Annotated in this window: 17 protein-coding genes and 1 pseudogene; 7 read left to right on the top strand and 11 right to left on the bottom strand. The window is 67.1% G+C overall.

Going from position 1 to position 17,399, the window contains the following annotated elements; all coding sequences use genetic code 11:
• Positions 1-4 precede the first annotated feature (4 nt).
• The 8 genes from ACO07I_RS07565 to ACO07I_RS07530 all read right to left on the bottom strand — a co-directional run bounded on the left by ACO07I_RS07565 (position 5) and on the right by ACO07I_RS07530 (position 7,655).
• Positions 5-754: an aspartate/glutamate racemase family protein gene (locus ACO07I_RS07565; RefSeq protein WP_422015886.1), complete on the bottom strand. Its 750-nt coding sequence runs from the start codon at positions 752-754 to the stop codon at positions 5-7.
• A 9-nt stretch (positions 755-763) separates the two neighbouring features.
• Positions 764-2,125 (bottom strand): amidohydrolase family protein, encoded by a 1,362-nt coding sequence (locus ACO07I_RS07560; protein ID WP_422015884.1) that lies wholly within the window; start codon positions 2,123-2,125, stop codon positions 764-766.
• A complete protein-coding gene (locus ACO07I_RS07555; protein ID WP_422015882.1) occupies positions 2,126-2,926 on the bottom strand; it encodes an ABC transporter permease in 801 nt (266 codons plus the stop codon).
• 10 nt (positions 2,927-2,936) lie between these two features.
• On the bottom strand, positions 2,937-3,788 hold the full coding sequence (locus tag ACO07I_RS07550) for an ABC transporter permease (RefSeq protein WP_422015880.1): 852 nt from the start codon (positions 3,786-3,788) through the stop codon (positions 2,937-2,939).
• Positions 3,785-4,849 (bottom strand): ABC transporter ATP-binding protein, encoded by a 1,065-nt coding sequence (locus tag ACO07I_RS07545; RefSeq protein ID WP_422015878.1) that lies wholly within the window; start codon positions 4,847-4,849, stop codon positions 3,785-3,787. Before ACO07I_RS07545 ends, ACO07I_RS07550 begins: the two co-directional genes overlap by 4 nt.
• 13 nt (positions 4,850-4,862) lie before the next feature.
• Entirely contained in the window at positions 4,863-5,915 is a 1,053-nt protein-coding gene (locus tag ACO07I_RS07540) for an ABC transporter substrate-binding protein (RefSeq protein WP_422015876.1), read from the bottom strand.
• 269 nt (positions 5,916-6,184) lie between these two features.
• On the bottom strand, positions 6,185-6,775 hold the full coding sequence (locus ACO07I_RS07535) for a pyridoxamine 5'-phosphate oxidase family protein (protein WP_422015874.1): 591 nt from the start codon (positions 6,773-6,775) through the stop codon (positions 6,185-6,187).
• 16 nt (positions 6,776-6,791) lie between these two features.
• Positions 6,792-7,655 (bottom strand): ATP-binding protein, encoded by an 864-nt coding sequence (locus tag ACO07I_RS07530; protein WP_422015872.1) that lies wholly within the window; start codon positions 7,653-7,655, stop codon positions 6,792-6,794.
• Positions 7,656-7,773: 118 nt separating this feature from the next.
• Between ACO07I_RS07530 and yajC the strand changes: the two are divergent.
• The 4 genes and pseudogenes from yajC to ACO07I_RS07510 form a co-directional block, all read left to right on the top strand.
• Positions 7,774-8,103, top strand: a pseudogene (yajC, locus tag ACO07I_RS07525) (preprotein translocase subunit YajC); the annotation flags it as partial.
• 127 nt (positions 8,104-8,230) lie between these two features.
• Positions 8,231-9,901: a protein translocase subunit SecD gene (gene secD / locus ACO07I_RS07520; protein WP_422015870.1), complete on the top strand. Its 1,671-nt coding sequence runs from the start codon at positions 8,231-8,233 to the stop codon at positions 9,899-9,901.
• A gap of 9 nt (positions 9,902-9,910) precedes the next feature.
• On the top strand, positions 9,911-11,104 hold the full coding sequence (secF, locus tag ACO07I_RS07515) for a protein translocase subunit SecF (protein ID WP_422015868.1): 1,194 nt from the start codon (positions 9,911-9,913) through the stop codon (positions 11,102-11,104).
• A complete protein-coding gene (locus tag ACO07I_RS07510; protein ID WP_422015866.1) occupies positions 11,101-11,505 on the top strand; it encodes an Mth938-like domain-containing protein in 405 nt (134 codons plus the stop codon). The genes secF and ACO07I_RS07510 overlap by 4 nt, the downstream gene beginning before the upstream one ends.
• Before the next feature lie 64 nt (positions 11,506-11,569).
• Here the strand turns inward: ACO07I_RS07510 and ACO07I_RS07505 are convergent, their stop codons facing one another.
• Positions 11,570-12,166, bottom strand: a complete 597-nt coding sequence (locus tag ACO07I_RS07505) for a hypothetical protein (RefSeq protein WP_422015864.1) — start codon at positions 12,164-12,166, stop codon at positions 11,570-11,572.
• Positions 12,167-12,272: 106 nt separating this feature from the next.
• On the opposite strand from ACO07I_RS07505, the gene ACO07I_RS07500 reads away from it, so the two are divergent.
• Genes ACO07I_RS07500 through ACO07I_RS07490 form a run of 3 tightly spaced genes read left to right on the top strand, consistent with a single transcriptional unit; the run spans position 12,273 to position 15,080 of the window.
• The gene (locus tag ACO07I_RS07500; protein WP_422015862.1) at positions 12,273-12,932 is read left to right on the top strand and encodes a squalene/phytoene synthase family protein; all 660 of its coding nucleotides are present in this window, start codon (positions 12,273-12,275) and stop codon (positions 12,930-12,932) included.
• Positions 12,933-12,952: 20 nt separating this feature from the next.
• Complete coding sequence (locus ACO07I_RS07495; protein ID WP_422015860.1) at positions 12,953-13,837, top strand: alpha/beta fold hydrolase; 885 nt, start codon at positions 12,953-12,955, stop codon at positions 13,835-13,837.
• Positions 13,838-13,847: 10 nt separating this feature from the next.
• The gene (locus ACO07I_RS07490; RefSeq protein ID WP_422015858.1) at positions 13,848-15,080 is read left to right on the top strand and encodes an LLM class flavin-dependent oxidoreductase; all 1,233 of its coding nucleotides are present in this window, start codon (positions 13,848-13,850) and stop codon (positions 15,078-15,080) included.
• Between the two features lie 13 nt (positions 15,081-15,093).
• Here ACO07I_RS07490 and ACO07I_RS07485 read toward each other — a convergent pair whose 3' ends face one another.
• Positions 15,094-15,990 carry a polysaccharide deacetylase family protein gene (locus ACO07I_RS07485; RefSeq protein WP_422015856.1) on the bottom strand — a complete coding sequence of 299 codons (897 nt, stop codon included), beginning with the start codon at positions 15,988-15,990 and terminating at the stop codon, positions 15,094-15,096.
• A 191-nt stretch (positions 15,991-16,181) separates the two neighbouring features.
• Positions 16,182-17,321: a zinc-binding dehydrogenase gene (locus ACO07I_RS07480; protein ID WP_422015854.1), complete on the bottom strand. Its 1,140-nt coding sequence runs from the start codon at positions 17,319-17,321 to the stop codon at positions 16,182-16,184.
• Positions 17,322-17,399: the final 78 nt, after the last annotated feature.

Raw genomic sequence — 17,399 nt, 5'->3', positions numbered from 1 at the left:
ACAGTCACGACTCGCGATGGCCGATGATGTCGGCCAGCGGCCCCGCGAGGCCCTTGGAGTCCTTGGCGGCGGGGCGGCGATAGGTGCCCTGCGTCGCCTTGCGCGGATTGAGCCGCACCAGCCCCTCGGCCATCGTCACCGCAGCCTGGATGCCGTCGACCAGCGGCACAGGAACCCTGTCGCGGATCGTATTGGCCATGCCGGCCAGCGGCGCGCCGGCCAGGATGACCACGTCGGCGCCGTCGTTCTTCACGGTGCCGAGGGCGAGGTCGATCAGCACCTGCTCCTTCTCGTGCTGCACGTCGTCGATCGAGCGGAAACCCTCGTCCGGCGTGCGGATGGCGGCGCAACGGCCAGACATGCCATGCCAGTCGACGATCTCGGCGAACCAGGGTTCGAGCGCCTTGGCGAAACTCACGATGGCGAATCTGCGGCCGAGCGTGCAGGCGACCAGCATCGCGGCTTCCGCCATGCCCACCACGGGGAAGTCGAACAGCTCACGCGCGCCGCCAAGGCCGGGATCGCCGAAGGCGGCGACGATGGCTGCATCGAAGGTACCGCGCCGCTCGGCCAGCATCTCGAGCATCATGGCGCTGCCGATCGCGGCTTCGGCGCGCGTGGCGATGTAGGGCACGCCGCGCGGCGCGGTCATGGGCAGAAGTTCGGTGCCCGGACTGGCGACCAGCTTGCCGGCTGTCACGAGCCGGTCGGTCACGCCGGTCGATGTGTTGGGATTGGCGACGAGGATTTTCATGGCGGGACCTTAGCCGATGGGGGCACGACCCGCGCGCTGCCATAGCCGGTCGGCGACGGTTTGGGCCCGGGTGACGATCTCGGCGCCATCGACGCGCGTCGGCTGGCCGCCGGCCAGGACGATGCGGCCGTCGACGATCACCGTGTCGACGTCGCGGCCCGAGGCGCTGTGGACCAGGACGCCGTAGCCGTCGACCAGCGGGGCAAGCGACGGCGAGCGGTTGTCGAGCAGCACGATGTCGGCGCGCTTGCCGATCTCCAGCGAGCCGATTTCGCTGCCCATTCCGAGCGCGGCCGCGCCTTCGCGGGTTCCCCAGTCGAGCACGGTGCGGGCGTCGAGCACGTTGCCCTGGCGATCGATGCGCTGCATGGCGATCGACCAGCGCATGGCTTCGATCAGGTCGCCAGAGAAGGTGTCGGTGCACAGCGCGATGCGGGCGCCGGCGTCGCGCAACTCGACGATCGGCGCGATGCGGCCGCCCTTGGCGTTGCCGATGGGGGCATGCGCGACCGTGATGCCGGCCTTGCCGCACAGCTCGATGTCGGCGCGCTCCATGTGGATGCAATGGGCGGCGATCAGGCGCTCGTTCAGCAGGCCGAGCTTGTCGAGCAGCCGCGCCGGCGTCAGCCCGCTGCGCGCCTGCACGGCCTCCACCTCGATCGGCAGCTGCGCCAGGTGGGTATGCAGGTTGCCGCCATGGGCCTCGGCCAGACGGCCGACCTCGCGCAGCAGGTCGTCGGAGCAGGTGTCGGGCGCGTGCGGGGCCCAGTCGCAGCGGATGCGGCCACCGTCGTGGCCGTGCCAGCGCTCGATGAGTTCGGCGTTCTCGCGCAGGCTGGCCTGGCCGACCTCGACCCTGTGCTCGTAGCGGCCGACCGCGAGGGCCGCCGGGTCGGCGTCGTGCACGCGGCCGGCGATCACGGCGCGCAGGCCGAGTTCGGCGGCGGCGCGGGCACACGACGACGGATAGCGATAATAGTCGACCACGGTGGTGCAGCCGGCGCGCAGTAGCTCGTACATGCCGAGGCTCGACAGCGCGTAGGCGTCGTCGGCGTCGAGCCAGTGGCCCTGCGGGATGCCCGGCGTGTACATCGGCGCGAAGCCGATATCCTCGATCATGCCGCGCGTGATCATCAGCGGCGTGTGGTTGTGCACGTTGACCAGGCCCGGAATCACCAGCCGGCCCTTGCCATCGACATGCGTGGTCGCCGACCAACGTGCCTCGAGCGTCGCCGCCGGGCCGATGTCGACGATCCTGCCGCCACTCACCGCCAGGGCACCGTTGCGCAGGATGCGGCCGTGCTCGTCGAGGGTCAGCACGAGGTCGCCGCCGACCAGCAGGTCGCAGGGTTGGGGATCGGCTTCGTTCATCTAGAAGTCCGCCATCTTGCGCAGGCCGACCAGCCGGTCGCCGACGATCAGGGCGAGGATCGCCAGCAGCACGAGGCCGGCGGAGATGGCGGCGATGGTCGGATCCGGCCGCTCCTCGACATACTGAAGCATCTGGATGGGCAGCGTCTTGGTCCAGGCATCGGTGAAGAACATCGAGATGGGGTAATTGTCCATCGAGGCCAGGAACGCGAACATGCCCGAGGTCAGGAAGGCCGGTGCAAGCGACGGTACCAGCACGCGCGTGAGCGCCGCGGGGTAGGAGCAGCCCAGGGTGCGGGCGGCGTCGATCAGCGAGAAGTCGAACAGCGAGAGGGCGCCGACCACCGTGCGCACGATGTAGGGGAGCGTGATGACCACGTGGGCGATCAGCAGGCTGGCATAGACGTCGCGCAGCCCCATTGCTTTAAAACCCTGCAGCATGGCGATGCCGATCACGAGGCCCGGCAGCATGAGCGGCGACACCAGGAAGGTCGAGATCGTCTCGCGGCCGGGAAAGCGCCCGCGCACCAGGGCGATGGCGCACAGGGTGCCAAGGACCATGGCGACGGCGGTGGAGACGGCGGCGATCTGCAGCGAGACCACGAGGGCGGGCAGCAGGCCGCGCATGCCAGCCAGGCGCTCGTACCAGCGCAGCGACCAGTCGGGCGGCGGCAGCGTGAACACCGTCGAGGAGCCGAACGAGACGGCGATGGTGACCACGAGCGGCGTCATCAGGAAGAGCACCGTGAAGCCCGCGATGGCCCAGACGAAGTACTGCGTGGCGCGCTCGAGCGTGGTCATGTGGGGGCGGTCATGTCTGGCTGCCTCCGATGCGGCGCGCCAGCCAGGTCGAGCCCACGACGATCGACACCGCCAGCACCAGCAGGATGACGGCGGTGGTCGAGCCCAGCTGTTCGTTGCGCATCAGCAGGAAGGAGCGGCCCGTCAGGGTCGCCAGGGTCTGGAAGCGGTCGCCGATCAGCAGCGAGGGGATGACGAACATCGACACGCTCATCGAGAAGACGAAGGCGACGCCCGAGACGATGCCCGGCAGGGTGAGCGGCAGGGTGACATGGGTGAAGCGGTAGAGCGGCGTGGCGCCCAGGGTCGCGCCGGCCTCGCTGAGGCGCGGATCGATCAGCTTCACGACGGAATAGATCGGCAGGATCATGAAGGGCAGGAAGATGTTGGCGGCGCCCAGCACCAGGCCGGTCTCGGTGAAGAGCAGCCGCTGCGGCTCGTCCCAGAGGCCGAGCCCGACCAGCGTCTGCGAAACGATGCCGTCGCGCCGCAGCACGATCTGCCAGGCGAAGGCCTTGACGACCGCGCCGACCGAGAGCGGCAGGATGATCGAGACCAGCATCACCGCCTGCAGGACCGCGCCGGCCCGCGCGAGTGCGAAGGCGGCGGGATAACCGATCACGAAGCAGACGACCGTCACCCAGGCGGCGACCCTGAGCGTGTTGCCGACGACGCGCCAATTGAAGGGATCGCTCAGGAAGGCGACGTAGGGCTGGACCGTGAGCCCGCCCGGTCCTGTCAGGCTCTTCATGAACAGCCAGAGCAGCGGGAAGGCGTAGACGACCAGCAGGTAGAGGACGGCCGGTGCCGCGAGAAGGGCGACGGGATCCCGCCACGCCGAAGGAGCCGCTTTCGTTGTCATGGCGCCGGGTAGATCAGCGTGTCGGCGACGGCCCAACCCAGTCGCATCTCGGTGCCGGGGGCGGGTAGTCCATCGGAAAGGTCCGCGGTCTCGACCATGAGATGGTCGCCGTCGCGTGCCTCGAAATGGAGCTGGACCTTCGATCCCTGGAACACCGCGTCGCGCAGGCGCGCGACCAGGGCATAGTCGCCCGGCGGGTTCACCGTGATCCTTTCGGGTCGCACTGCGAGCACGACGGGCGCACCGACCACGAAGCTGCCAGGCGCGCGGAGCGGGCCGAAGGCCGTATCGACGGTGACGTGGCCGTAATCCTGGCCCACGACCGTGCCGGCAAGCCGGGAGGAGAGGCCCACGAATTCGAGCACGAAGGCGGTCGCGGGTGAGCGGTAGATGGTGGCCGGCACGGCCAGCTGCTCGATGGCGCCCCTGTTCATCACCGCGATGCGGTCGGACATGGTGAGCGCCTCGTCCTGATCGTGCGTCACGAACACGGCGGTGATACCCAGCTCGCGCAGCAGCCGGCGCAGCTCGATCTGCATGTTTTCGCGCAGCTTGCGGTCCAGAGCGGAGAAGGGCTCGTCGAGCAGCAGAAGCTTGGGCTGCACGGCCAGCGCCCGCGCGACGGCAACGCGCTGCTGCTGGCCGCCGGAGAGCGCCCGCACCGAACGGTCGGCGAAGTCGGTGAGGTGGACCAGCGACAGGAAGCGCCGCACCGTCGGAGCGATCTCAGCCGTGGGATGCTTCCGTGCCTTGAGGCCGAAGGCGATGTTCTCGGCGACGGTCAGGTGCGGAAACAGCGCGTAGTTCTGGAAGACCACGCCGACGTCCCGCCGGTGCGGCGGTCTGGCGCCGATCTCCTCGCCGTCGAGCCGGATGGTGCCGCGGTCGGCGGCCAGCAGGCCGGCGACGATGCGCAGCAGGGTGGTCTTGCCGCAGCCCGAGGGACCCAGCAGCGAGATGAACTCGCCGGCGGCGACCTTCAGGTCGACGCCGCCGAGCACGGTGACGCCGCCGAAGGCCTTTTCGGCGCCGGCGACGTCGAGAAACGAATCGGAGGTCACGACGCGGCTGCGACTACATCGCCATGTCGCGGTCCCAGCGTTTCACCCAGTCGGCGCGATTGTCGGCGACGAACTTCCAGTCGATTCCGAACATGGTCGCGTTGGTCGGCGCGCCGGCCGGCACCGGCGTGTCCTTGTTGGTCGGCAGCGAGTAGGTGGCGGCGGAGAGCTTGGCCTGCACCTCGGGCCCGATCATCTCGTTGATGTAGCCGGCCGCCAGCTCCGGCTGCGGCCCGCCCTTCACCAGGGCGACACCCGACGGCATGGCGAAGATGCCTTCCTTCGGGACGGCGATCTCGACCGGGGCGCCGGCGGCCTTGCGCTCCAGCGCCACCTGCGAGATCGCGCTCGAGATCATGAATCCTTCGCCCTGTTCCAGGAGATTGTAGGCCTGCGGCATCTGGGTATAGGCGGTCAGCAGGTTCGGCTTGATCGTCACGAGCTTCTTGAAGCCGGCCTCGATGTCCTTCTGCGCCTCGGGCATCGGCTTTCCGGTGGCCAGGAAGGCCGCCATGAACAGGTTGGCCAGGCCCTCCGTGTTCTGCAGCGACGGCAGGATCACGCGACCCTTGTACTTGGGATCGTAGGCGTCGGCCCACGAGGTCGGCGCCGTCTTCATGGCCTTCGGGTTGTAGGCGATGCCCAGCCAGGGCTGCAGGTAATTGCACCACATCCCGTCCATGTGGATCGTGCCCGGCTTCAGCATCGCGAGGTTGGGGACCTTGGCCGCGGTCAGCGGATCGAGCAGCCCCTCGGCGACGGCCGGGATCATGACCGGATCGTCCATCATGACGACCGACAGATACTGCTTGTCCTTGTTCTTCTGCATCTTCTCGAGATTGACCAGCGAGCGCGAGCCCTCGAACACGACCTTGCAGGAGAACTTCTTCTCGACGACCGGCGCGATGATGGTCTCGACGAAGCCCTTGTGGCTGGCGGCGCCGCCGACCACGAGTTCCTTGCCCTGCGCGCGCAGGATGCGCGGCGCGGCCAGTGCCGCCGTGGCGGCGCCCGCAGCCGCAAGGACGGTGCGGCGGTTGAGGACGGCAATCTTTGACTTGTTCATAGGCAATTCCCCCTGCTCGAAGGCGGGGAAGCAAGGACCGTGCCGATGGCCGGGGCCGAAAAGCATGCGCGTTCGAGTCCGGCGCCTTTCGTCTAGTCAAGTCGTTGAAAACGATAAGAAATTTTGCGGAGGGTAAACGAAACAAACGAAATAAACGAAACATTCGAAAGGAAGGTCGCACCTCCCGGCGCAGGTACCATGATACCGCCAAGACCCCGTGGCGACCTCGGGGACCGAGTGCCGCGTCACCTGCGGCTGTTACGACACGTCTACCTGCCCTTCAGTCGGGCCACTTCTTCTTCGAGTTCCTTGATCCGCCGGGCGAGGCTGTCGACGGCCGGGGCGATGTCAGCCTCGGTGTAGCGCGGCACGATATGCTGACGGCAGTTGATGTCCCAGGCCTCGATCGTGAAGGCGATCGCCCGTTGCGGCCGCGCGCGGTAGGTCGGGTCGACCAGCCGTTCCATCAGTTCGAGATCGCCCTCGACGATCCGTGCCCGCCCCCAGAGCTTCAGCCGCTGCTGGGTGGCGAAATGCAGGACGAAGATGTGGGCGCGGTCGTTCTCCCGCAGATGGCCGAGGGAGATGTACTGCTGATTGCCCGCGAAATCGGCGAAGGCCAGCGTGTGGCTGCCGATCGGCTTCAGGAACCCCGGAGGCCCGCCGCGATGCTGTATATAAGGTCGGCCGTCGGCACTGGCCGTCGCGAAGAAGAACGTGTCGATGACGCCGAGGAAGCGACGGAGATCGTCGGTGATCTCCGTGTTCCAGGTTCGGCCCTCGAACTGGGGGCGCGATCCGAGACGTGTCTGCTCCGCCTTCACGCCGGCTGAGAACATCACGTCGTCGGGATCGCTCATCCCAGCCGCTCCATCGTTACCCCAGCTTCTTGCCGAGCTCGCCCGCGATTTCCTGGATGAACTGCCAGGCGACGCGGCCCGAGCGCGATCCGCGCGTGATCGACCATTCGACCGCCCGCTTGCGCAGCTCGTCCCTGGGGATGTCGAGCCCGTAGAACTCGCAATAGCCCTCGATCATCGTGAAGAACGTGTCCTGGTCGGCATTGTGGAAGCCGAGCCACAGGCCGAAGCGATCCGACAGCGAGACCTTCTCTTCGACGGCCTCGGAGGGATTGATGGCCGTCGAGCGCTCGTTCTCGATCATGTCGCGCGGCATCAGGTGGCGCCGGTTCGAGGTCGCATAGAACACGACGTTCTCCGGCCGGCCCTCGATGCCGCCGTCGAGCACGGCCTTCAGCGACTTGTAGGCCGCGTCCTGCCCGTCGAAGGAAAGGTCGTCGCAGAACACGATGAAGCGACGGCTCGAATCGCGGATCATGGTGAGCAGCGCGGGCAGGGACGGGATGTCCTCGCGGTGGATCTCGATCAGCGCGAGCGGACCCGGCGGGCCGCCCATCTCGCGGTTCACGTGGGCATGCACGGCCTTCACGATCGAGCTCTTGCCGGCGCCGCGCGAGCCCCAGAGCAGTGCATTGTTGGCCGGCAGGCCCTTGGCGAAGCGGCGGGTGTTCTCGACCAGAGTCTCTTTCTGGCGGTCGATCCCGACCAGAAGGTCGAGGTTCACGCGGTTGACCTTGGGGACCGCTTCGAGGCGGTGGCCCGCAGCGTGCCAGACATAGGCCTCGGCCGAATTGATGTCCGCGCCGGGAGGCGTCGGAGGCGCCAGGCGGTCGAGGGCTGCCGCAATACGTGAGATAGTGGCTTTAAGGTCTTGATCCATTGTCGCCAGGCGCTGAAAAGGGGGGCGACCATATCGTTCCCCGCTTGCGTTGCAAAGCGGGGGGAGACCGCTATAGTCCGCGCGCTTTTTCGACGGCCGGAAGACTCGGGAGCAGAAGATGTTTATTTCGCAGGCGTGGGCGCAGGGCGCGGGTGGCGGCGGCGGGGATTTCCTCGTCCAGCTGTTCCCGCTGGTCCTCATCTTCGTCGTTTTCTACTTCCTGCTGATCCGTCCGCAACAGGCCAAGGTGCGTGCCCAGCGCGAGATGCTGGCTGGCGTGAAGCGCGGCGATCGCGTCGTCACCGGCGGCGGCATCATCGGCCTGGTGACCAAGGTGATCTCCGACAACGAGGTCCAGGTGGAACTTGCCGAAGGCGTGCGGGTTCGCATCATCAAGCAGACGATCACGGACATCCTGACCCGCGGCGAATCGGTGCGCGGCCCGAAGGAGAGCAGCGAAGACGACGACAAGCCCATGCTGCCGCCGCCGGCCCCCGCGCCGGAGCGCAAGAGCCTGCTGGGCAGCCTGTTCGGCGGCGGCAAGAAGTAACGGCCGCAGAAGGGCTTAGGTCGGGATGCTCAACCTTCCGCGCTGGCAGACCCTCGTCATTGCCGGCATCACGCTCCTGTCAGCGCTGTTCGCCCTGCCGAACCTGCTGCCGGCCAGCGTGCTCCAGCACCTGCCGCAATGGTACGCGACCAGCCGGATCAATCTCGGCCTGGACCTGCGGGGTGGCGCTCATTTCCTCCTGGAAGCCGACCTGCGCTCGGTGCTGACCGAGCGCCTGACCAACCTGTCGGACGCGGTGCGCGCGGAGTTGCGCAAGCAGCAGGTGCCGTTCCGCGACGTGACGGTCGAAGCCGGCAAGAACCTTGTGGTCACCCTGCGCGACGAGGCGAACCGTTCCAAGGCGCTCGAGGCGATCCGGGCGGTCGATCCGGCCCTGGCTCTGTCCGGCAGTGGCGACACGATCCGGGTGGCCTATTCCGAGCAGGAACTGGCGAAGCGCAAGAAGGAAGTGATCGACCAGTCGATCGAGATCCTCCGCCGCCGCGTCGACGAGACAGGCACTCTCGAGCCCACGATCACGCGCCAGGGCGACGAACGCATCCTGCTGCAGGTCCCGGGCATCAAGGACACCAGCGACCTCAAGCGCAAGATCAACCAGACCGCGAAGCTGACCTTCCATCTGGTCAACGAGGATCTCGCGGCGACCGGCCAGAACATCCCGCAGACCGTGCCGCCCACCACCTTCCTGGTGCCGACGCGCGAGGGCATGCAGGAGCTGCGTCGCACCAATCCCAAGGCCTGGGAGGATATCCAGGCCGCCAATCCGCGCCTGTCGCCCGAGCAGATTTGCCGGCGTTACCAGCCACAGTGCCTCCCCGTATTGAAGCGCGTGGTCGTCGGCGGCGAGGACCTCGACGATTCGAAGGCCACCTTCGAGCAGCAGCAGGGCGGACGCCCGATCATCAGCTTCACCTTCAATTCGGCCGGCGGCCGCGCCTTCTGCAACGCCACCCGGACCAACATCGGCAAGCGGCTGGCGATCCAGCTCGACGGCGAGATCATCAGTGCCCCGGTCGTGCAGAGCGCGATCTGCGGCGGCAGCGGCATCATCACCGGCAGCTTCACGACCCAGCAGACGCAGGAGCAGTCGCTGCTGCTGCGCTCCGGCGCGCTGCCCGCGACGCTCACCATCATCCAGGAAAGCACCGTCGGCGCCGACCTCGGCGCGGATGCGATCCAGGCGGGAACCGTCGCGGCGCTGGTCGGCACGCTGCTTGTGGCGATCTTCATGTTCGTGGCCTACGGGCCCGTGTTCGGCGGTTTCGCCAACCTCGCCATGCTGGTGAACCTCCTGATGGTGTTCGCCGGCATGTCGATCCTGGGCGCGTCGCTGACCCTGCCCGGCATCGCCGGACTGGTGCTCACGGCCGGCCTCGCGGTCGACGCCAACGTGCTGATCTACGAGCGCGTGCGTGAGGAGAAGGCGCTCGGCCGGTCTCCGTTCAGCGCGCTTGCCACCGGCTATGAGAAGGCGATGTCGGCGATCATCGACGCCAATCTCACGACCCTCATCGCCGGCCTCCTGCTGTTCGGCTTCGGCTCCGGGCCGATCCGTGGCTTTGCGACGACGCTGACGCTCGGCATCATCACCTCGATGTTCAGCTCGACGATCTTCACGCGCATGCTGCTCGCGGTGTGGGTGCGCTGGCGCCGCCCCACCGAACTCGTGATCTGAGGCGCAGCCATGTGGAAGCCTGTCCGCCTGTTCAACTTCAAGAAGAAGTTCGACTTCCTCGCCCAGCGCCGCGCCGCGCTGATCATCTCGACGCTGATCAATGTCGTGTCGATCGTCGGCGTCTTCACGCTCGGCCTGAACTTCGGCATCGACTTCAAGGGCGGCATCGCCATCCAGGCCAAGGCCAAGGACGGTACGGCCGAGCTCGACCAGCTGCGCAACATCGTCGGGAACCTGGGCGTCGGTGAGGTTTCGCTGCAGGAATTCGGCGATCCCAGCACCGTCCTGATCCGCGTTCAGCGCCAGGAAGGCGACAATCAGTGTGTCGCGGGCGCCCAGCGCGTTATGCAGAAGACCGCCGGCCAGGGCTGGCAGGTCAAGCCGGGTGCCACCGGGACGGGCGATGTCGTGTTCACCGCGCCGACCGCGCTCGACTCCGCCAACTGGCGCGATGCGGTGAGCCGCGCCGGCCTCACCCTGCAGGAACGCCAGCTTCCGCGTGGCTCGACCAACACGGCCACGATCGACATGTCGGTCGAACAGCGGGCGGAATGGTGCCAGCAGGTCGCGATCAAGCTGGTCGAGGATGCGATCGGCAGCAATTACGAGCTGCGCGGCACCGAGTCCGTCGGCCCCAAGATCGGCGACGAGCTGATGCGGAGCGGCATCTATGCCGTGATCGCGACCATGCTCGCCATCGCCATCTATGTCTGGGTGCGCTTCGAGTGGCAGTTCGCCGTCGGTGCGCTGATCGCCATGCTGCACGACGTCATCTCGACGGTCGGCATCTTCGTGCTGTTCCAGCTCGACTTCAGCCTCACGGCGCTGGCCGCGGTGCTGACGATTGCGGGCTACTCGATCAACGACACCGTCGTGATCTTCGACCGCGTGCGCGAGAACATGCGACGCTACAAGAAGATGCCGCTGCTGGACCTGCTGAACCACAGCGTCAACGAGACCCTGTCGCGCACCTTGATGACCTCGGCCACGGTGTTCGTGGCGGTCGCGGCGCTGGTCCTGTTCGGTGGCCCGGTCCTCCACAGCTTCTCCATCGCCATGCTGTGGGGCGTCATCGTGGGTGCCTATTCCTCGGTCTGGGTCGCTTGCGCCGGCCTCGTCTATCTCGGTCTGCGCGCCGACCAGCTTCGCCCGGCCGAGGACAAGGCGGACAAGGGCGACAAGACGGAGCAGGCCGGGGCGTGAAGCCGCCGCTCCCGGGACCTTCCGACAAGACCCTGCCGACACCGGACCCGGCGCAGGTCCAGTACATCCGCAGCTACGGTCCCGGTCGCTTCATGATCAGCGACAGGGAATGGCAGTCTCCCATCCTGGTGACGCCGACGCTCACCCAGCCGTGGGCGATCACGCGCATCGAGGATCTTTCCCTCGACAGCCTGGCGCCCTTACGTGAAGCCGCGGTGCCGACGGAACTGCTGGTTCTGGGCTGCGGGCCGCGCGCCGTGTTCGTTCCGCCCGACCTCCGCGTGGCCCTCAAGGCCGCGGGCATGGGGCTCGAGGTCGTGGATACCGGTTCGGCCTGCCGCATCTACAACGTGCTGCTGGCCGAGAGCCGTCGCGTGGCGGCGGCCCTCATCCCGCTGTAGCGCGCCGGATCCAGTCAAGCCTGGCGCCCTGCCGACGGTCGTTTCCTCGTTCGCCCCGGAGCCGTCAGAGCGGGGCGTTCTGCTGGGCCACCATGCAATAGAGCATGCCGATCGAGAACAGGGTGTTGAAACGGCTGCCGTAGAAGACCCGGGAGGCCGCGGCGGCCTTCTCTTCCGCCGTGGCTTCGATGAGGCCCAGGACCTTGCGCTGGCTTGGCCAGACGATGAACCAGACGACGAGGGCCATGACGAGCGCCATCCACATGCCGGTGCCGATCATGATGAAACCCGGACGCAGCGTGAGCGCCTGGACGACGTACTTGTTCATCGTGGCCAGGAGCAGGCCGGTGACCACGGTCGCCAGGGCGGCATAGCGCAGCCACCACATCACGGCCGGGGCGATGAATCGCGTGATGGCGATGCGGCTCTCCACCGGCTCGACCTTGGGCAGGGTGGGCATCTGCACGAAGCTCAGGTACCACAGCAGGCCGATCCACATGATGCCGCAAACAACGTGCAGCCACCGCATGATGACCGTCGCATAGGCGTGGTCGACCTTGATCGACTGGCCGGTCACGGCGCTCGCGCCCATAACGATCACGATCAGGAGAACGACACCGGCCGAAACGGTTCGTCCGAGCGAGGCAAACAGGCCGCCCATGATGACTTCCCCTATCCCGTTGAACAAATTGATGAATTCTCAATCTCTTCAGTCTAGATCCCAGCTCCGCCACATTCAAACCGCCGCGCTCGCGCGTTAGGGATCCATGCCCGTCTCCCTGCCCGACACTTTCCGTGCCGCCGATGCATCGCACCGTTACGTGCTCGACCTCGTGCGGGATTCCGACCGCGATCGCTTCCTTGGTGCCCTGTTCGCGCCGGAGCCCCGGCGCAGCGGAGTGCTGGCGCTGCTCGCCTTCGATTACGAGCTGGGGCGCACCCGCAGCGTGACAAAGGAACCGATGCTGGCCCGGATCCGCCTCGAATGGTGGCGGGAAGCGATGGCCGAGGCCGCCGGAAGCGGCAAGCCGCGCGCGCAGCCCATCGTGGAAGGGCTCGCGGAGACGATCCGCCGGCACGGGCTCGCTCTCGAAAGCCTGGTCGAGCTGATCGACGCGCGCGAGGAGGAGATCGAAGGGCCGCTCGATGTCATGCGGGCGGGCCACGCGCTGGCCGACCTCGAACTCGCCGTGCTGGGGGTCGAAGATGCGGCGTCGCGTCAGGCCGCCCACGCGGTGGGTGCGGCCTGGCTGATGGGCGAGGGGCCCGAGCGGGACCAGCTCGTGGGCGATGCGCGGGCGCTGCGCCGCAAGATCGATCCCGCCGCCCTGCCGATCCTGCTGCCGGCGCTTTCGCTCGGCCGCCCCCTGGGACCGCTGCGGCGGCCACTGACCTATTGGTGGGCGGCGAAACGCGGGCGATACTGACGGGAAACCCCGGAGGAAACGTGGCACGCGCGAAGGCAAACGGTATCGAGATCGAGTACGAGACGTTCGGCAGCCGGCAGGATCCGGCCCTTCTGCTCATCATGGGCCTCGGCGCCCAGCTCACCCTCTGGCCCGAATCGCTGTGCGAGGGGCTGGCCGGACAGGGCTTCTTCGTCGTGCGCTACGACAATCGCGATGTCGGCCTGTCGACCGACTTCGACGAGGCAGGCCTGCCCAACCTGATGGACGCCTTCGCCAAACTGATGAAGGGCGAGACGGTCGATGCGCCATATCTGCTCTCCGACATGGCCGCCGATGCGATCGGGCTGATCGACGCGCTGGGCATCGACCGTGCGCACATGGTCGGCGGCTCGATGGGCGGCATGATCGCCCAGGTCATCGCCGCGACCCATCCGACGCGCACCCGTTCACTTGTGTCGATCATGTCGACCAGCGGCCGGTACGGCCTGCCTGCCGGTAAGCCCGAGGCGGTGGCGATGCTGTCGGCTCAGCCCGAGGGGACGGAGCGCGAGCAGCTGATCGCCCATGGGTTGAAGCTGCGCAGCGTCATCAGCGGCCCGGGCTATCCCACGGACCCTGACGCGATGCGCGCCCTGGTCGAGCGCAACATCGACCGGCGCTACTATCCGCCGGGTGCCGCGCGGCAGTACCTTGCGATCATGGCGTCGGGCCCGCGCGTCGATCTCCTGAAGACGGTGAAGGTGCCGACGCTGGTGCTGCACGGCGAGGACGACCCACTGCTGCCGGTCGAGTGCGGCCGCGACGTTGCGGCCCTCGTGCCCGGCGCGAAGATCGAGACCTTTGCCGGCTGGGGCCACGACGTGCCCGAGGCGATGGTGCCGAAGCTGGTCTCGAGTATCTCGACGTTCTGCAAGGCAGCCTGAGGAGCGCGCCATGAAGTTCGGCATCTTCTACGAGCATCAGCTGCCCCGGCCGTGGGGCGAGAAGAGCGAGTATCAGCTCCTGCAGGATTCGCTCACCCAGATCGAGCTCGCCGACCGGCTGGGCTACGACTATGCGTGGGAAGTCGAGCATCACTTCCTCGAGGAATATTCGCACTCCTCTGCGCCGGAAGTGTTCCTCGGAGCCGCCAGCCAGCGCACCAAGCGCATCCGGCTCGGCCATGGCGTGATCCAGCTCACGACCAACAACCCGCATCGCGTCGCCGAGAAGGTCTCGACGCTCGACCTGCTGTCGGGTGGCCGTGTCGAGCTGGGGATGGGGGAGGCGGCGGGGCCGGCCGAGCTGCATCCGTTCAACATTCGGGTGCGCGACAAGCGCGAGCGCTGGGAGGAGGCCGTGAAGGCCATCGTCCCGATGTTCTCGAAGGAGAGCTGGGAGTTCCACGGCCAGTATTACGACTTCCCGGCGCGCAACGTGATCCCCAAGCCGTTCCAGAAGCCGCATCCGCCGCTCTGGGTCGCCTGCTCGAACATCGCCACCATCGGCAAGGCCGGCGAATGGGGCATGGGGGCGCTGGGCTTCACCTTCGTCACGCCGGAAGCCGCGCGGGCCTGGGTGCACAAGTACTACAACAACCTGCTCAACAACTCGAAGAAGCTCGCCGACTATCCGAGCAACCCCAACGTGGCGATGGTATCGGGCTTCATGTGCGCGCCTACCGACGAGGAAGCCGAGGCCAAGGCCGCCGGCTGGACCTTCTTCATCTTCGCGCTCTCCTACTATGGGCGCAAAGGCGTCGATGCGCCGGGCACCTCCAACCTGTGGGATGAGTACCAGGCCTGGCGCGGCGGACCGGAAGAGAAGAAGGCCCTCGAATCGGGCCTCATCGGCTCGCCGGAAACCATCCGAAGGAAGCTGCGCCAGTTCCAGGCCAGCCGCGTGGATCAGGTGATCCTGCTGAACCAGGCCGGCAAGACCAGCCACGAGGACATCTGCGCCTCGCTCGATCTCTTCGCCCGCGAGGTGATGCCGGAATTCCATGCCGCCGAGGCCGAGCATGCCGCGTGGAAGCAAAAGGTGCTCGACCGCGAGATCGTGCTCGAGGACCTCGACGTGGCGAAGTACGACATCTTCAGCCACCAGAACGAACACATCGTCCGCCTGACGCCCGAGCAGCTGAAGCAGAAGATGGCCGAGAAGGAGGCCGCCGCGAAGCGCGCCTGAGCGCTTCGGCCCGCTACCGCGCCGGCGGCACCTGAGTGCGGTACCAGTCGAGGATTTCCGCGCCGGTCCACAGGACGACGCCCTCGTGGCCGAGGATGTAGTCGTAGAGCATCTCCAGGTACTTGATCCGGTGCGGCACGCCCGTGAGATACGGGTGGATCGAAATCGCCATCACACGCGGCGCGGTCTTGCCGTCGAGGTACAGCCGGTCGAACTGGTCGCGGCCGCGCCGGAAGATCTCGTCCGACGGCTGCTGCTGCACGGCGCTCATGACGACGTCGTTGATCTCGACCGTGTAGGGCACCGAGACGATCTCGCCGTGCGCGGTCTTCAAGGGCAGCGGCTGTTCGTCCATCACCCAGTCGGCAACGTATTCGATGCCGGCCTCCGCCAGCAGGTCGAGCGTCTCGTCGGTCTCGGTGAGGCCGGGGCTCTCCCAGCCGCGCGGCGGCTTTCCGGTGAAGTCCTTGATGGCGCGGATCGTGTCGGCGATCGCACTCTTCTGGTCCTCGACCTTGTGCATCGGCTTCTGCACCCAGCCATGACCCATGAAGTCCCAGCCGGCCTCGTGCGCGGCCAGGCAGGCTTCGCGGTAGAGCTCGCAGGCCGTGCCGTTCACGGCGAAGGTCGCCTTGAGCTTGCGCGCGTTCAGCGTCTCGAGGAAGCGCCAGAAGCCGACCCGCATGCCGTACTCGTGCCACGCCCAGTTGGGCACGTCGGGCAGCAACGGCACGCCCATCGGTGGCGGCAGGACGGTGCGAGGCATCGCCCCGGCCGGACTCCAGTTTTCCACGTTCACGATCGTCCACACGGCGACTCTCGCATTTCCCGGCAGGACGAGCTTCGGCCGCTTATGGATGGGCAGATAGGGCGTGCGTCCACGAACGCTGCCACCGAGGTCTGAACTCATCGCCTGGAACTTTCCGATTTGGGAGTGCGTATTTCACGGAAGGCTGCAGCAAAATCCGCGCCGTTTATCGGCTCGCTGCGTCGCCGAAAGAGCAGCAGGCGCGGCTCCATGACACCGGCGTCGGTGCGTCGTCGGACCGGGGCACGCTGGAAGGAGGGCCTCCCCCTGGAAGGCCAGGGAGAGGCTGTCACTCACTTGTTCGGGTTGATCAGGAACTTCTCGCCGGTCGCGCGCTTGGCGTAGGCGGTCAGGTTCTTGAGGTCGAGCGCTTCCGGCAGCGAGATCGTCCTGGTGTAGTGGCTGGCGAAGGTTGTCTTGAGCGAGTTCACGACCCTCTCGCGCAGGCGCAGCTGATCGGGGCGCCCGATCTTTTGCAGGAACGGCGTCAGCAGCCAGCCGCCCACCCCCCAGGCCATGCCGTAGTTGCGCGACAGCTCGACCGGACCGGTGCTGAGGCTGCCATAGACATAGACCTGCTTGTGCACGGAGGAGCCGTAGCGATTGTAGGTCGTGGCGGTCTTGTTGATGGCGATTTCCATCGCGGTGAGGATCTGGCTGGCGAGCTTGCCGCCGCCGATCGCGTCGAAGGCGATGGTGGCACCGGTCTCGACCAGCGCCTGCACGAGATCGTCGTTGAAGCTCGCGGCGCTCGAATCGACGACATGCTTTGCGCCGATGCCCTTCAGCAGCTTGGCCTGCTCGGCGCTGCGCACGATGTTGACCAGGCCGATCCCGTCCTCGTTGCAGATCTTGACCAGCATCTGCCCGAGGTTGGAAGCTGCCGCCGTGTGGACCAGCGCCTTGTGGCCCTCGCGCTTCATGGTCTCGGTCATGCCGAGCGCCGTCAGCGGATTGACGAACCATGAGGCGCCCTCGGCGGCCGCCGTCCCGGCGGGCAGCGGCTGGCAATCGCGGGCGTTCAGCAACCGGTACTGCGCGTACATCGAGCCGCCGACCATCGAGACAAGCTTGCCCTTCAGTGCCTGCGCGGCGTCGGACGAACCCGCCTTGATCACGGTGCCGGCGCCTTCATTGCCCACGGGCAGGGACTCGCCCAGCCGCGTGGAGAGGAACGGCAGGGAAGACGCCGGGACGGGGGCCGTCACCTTGACGCCCTCGCCGCTGCCGCTCGAGCTGGCCTTCGAGAGATCGGCGGGGCCGGTCAACAGGCCGAGATCGGACGGGTTGATTGGCGTTGCCTCGACCTTGACCACAACCTGGTCGGGACCGGGCTCAGGCACGTCGACCCGCGCCAGCGACAATTCGAGCTGGCCGTCGGTGGAGATCAGGGAGCGAAGCTGCAGTCCCGATAGCGTGTTGGTGTCGCTCATGATGATCTCCTGGTTTTTGAAGGCGCGCACGATGCCAAGCGCGACCGGGGCGAACAAGCGCCAATCGCGCCGGAAATG

This window comes from Reyranella sp. (assembly GCF_965227665.1).
Taxonomy (GTDB): Bacteria; Pseudomonadota; Alphaproteobacteria; order Reyranellales; family Reyranellaceae; genus Reyranella.
Note: the sequence above shows the minus strand (reverse complement) of the source record. Positions and strands in the feature narration are given on the sequence as shown.

Coding starts and splice junctions, on each gene's coding strand:
- ACO07I_RS07565 (WP_422015886.1), bottom strand. CDS start 754: ATGAAAATCCTCGTCGCCAATCCCAACACATCGACCGGCGTGACCGAC.
- ACO07I_RS07560 (WP_422015884.1), bottom strand. CDS start 2,125: ATGAACGAAGCCGATCCCCAACCCTGCGACCTGCTGGTCGGCGGCGAC.
- ACO07I_RS07555 (WP_422015882.1), bottom strand. CDS start 2,926: ATGACCACGCTCGAGCGCGCCACGCAGTACTTCGTCTGGGCCATCGCG.
- ACO07I_RS07550 (WP_422015880.1), bottom strand. CDS start 3,788: ATGACAACGAAAGCGGCTCCTTCGGCGTGGCGGGATCCCGTCGCCCTT.
- ACO07I_RS07540 (WP_422015876.1), bottom strand. CDS start 5,915: ATGAACAAGTCAAAGATTGCCGTCCTCAACCGCCGCACCGTCCTTGCG.
- ACO07I_RS07535 (WP_422015874.1), bottom strand. CDS start 6,775: ATGAGCGATCCCGACGACGTGATGTTCTCAGCCGGCGTGAAGGCGGAG.
- ACO07I_RS07530 (WP_422015872.1), bottom strand. CDS start 7,655: ATGGATCAAGACCTTAAAGCCACTATCTCACGTATTGCGGCAGCCCTC.
- secD (WP_422015870.1), top strand. CDS start 8,231: ATGCTCAACCTTCCGCGCTGGCAGACCCTCGTCATTGCCGGCATCACG.
- secF (WP_422015868.1), top strand. CDS start 9,911: ATGTGGAAGCCTGTCCGCCTGTTCAACTTCAAGAAGAAGTTCGACTTC.
- ACO07I_RS07505 (WP_422015864.1), bottom strand. CDS start 12,166: ATGGGCGGCCTGTTTGCCTCGCTCGGACGAACCGTTTCGGCCGGTGTC.
- ACO07I_RS07500 (WP_422015862.1), top strand. CDS start 12,273: ATGCCCGTCTCCCTGCCCGACACTTTCCGTGCCGCCGATGCATCGCAC.
- ACO07I_RS07490 (WP_422015858.1), top strand. CDS start 13,848: ATGAAGTTCGGCATCTTCTACGAGCATCAGCTGCCCCGGCCGTGGGGC.
- ACO07I_RS07485 (WP_422015856.1), bottom strand. CDS start 15,990: ATGAGTTCAGACCTCGGTGGCAGCGTTCGTGGACGCACGCCCTATCTG.
- ACO07I_RS07480 (WP_422015854.1), bottom strand. CDS start 17,321: ATGAGCGACACCAACACGCTATCGGGACTGCAGCTTCGCTCCCTGATC.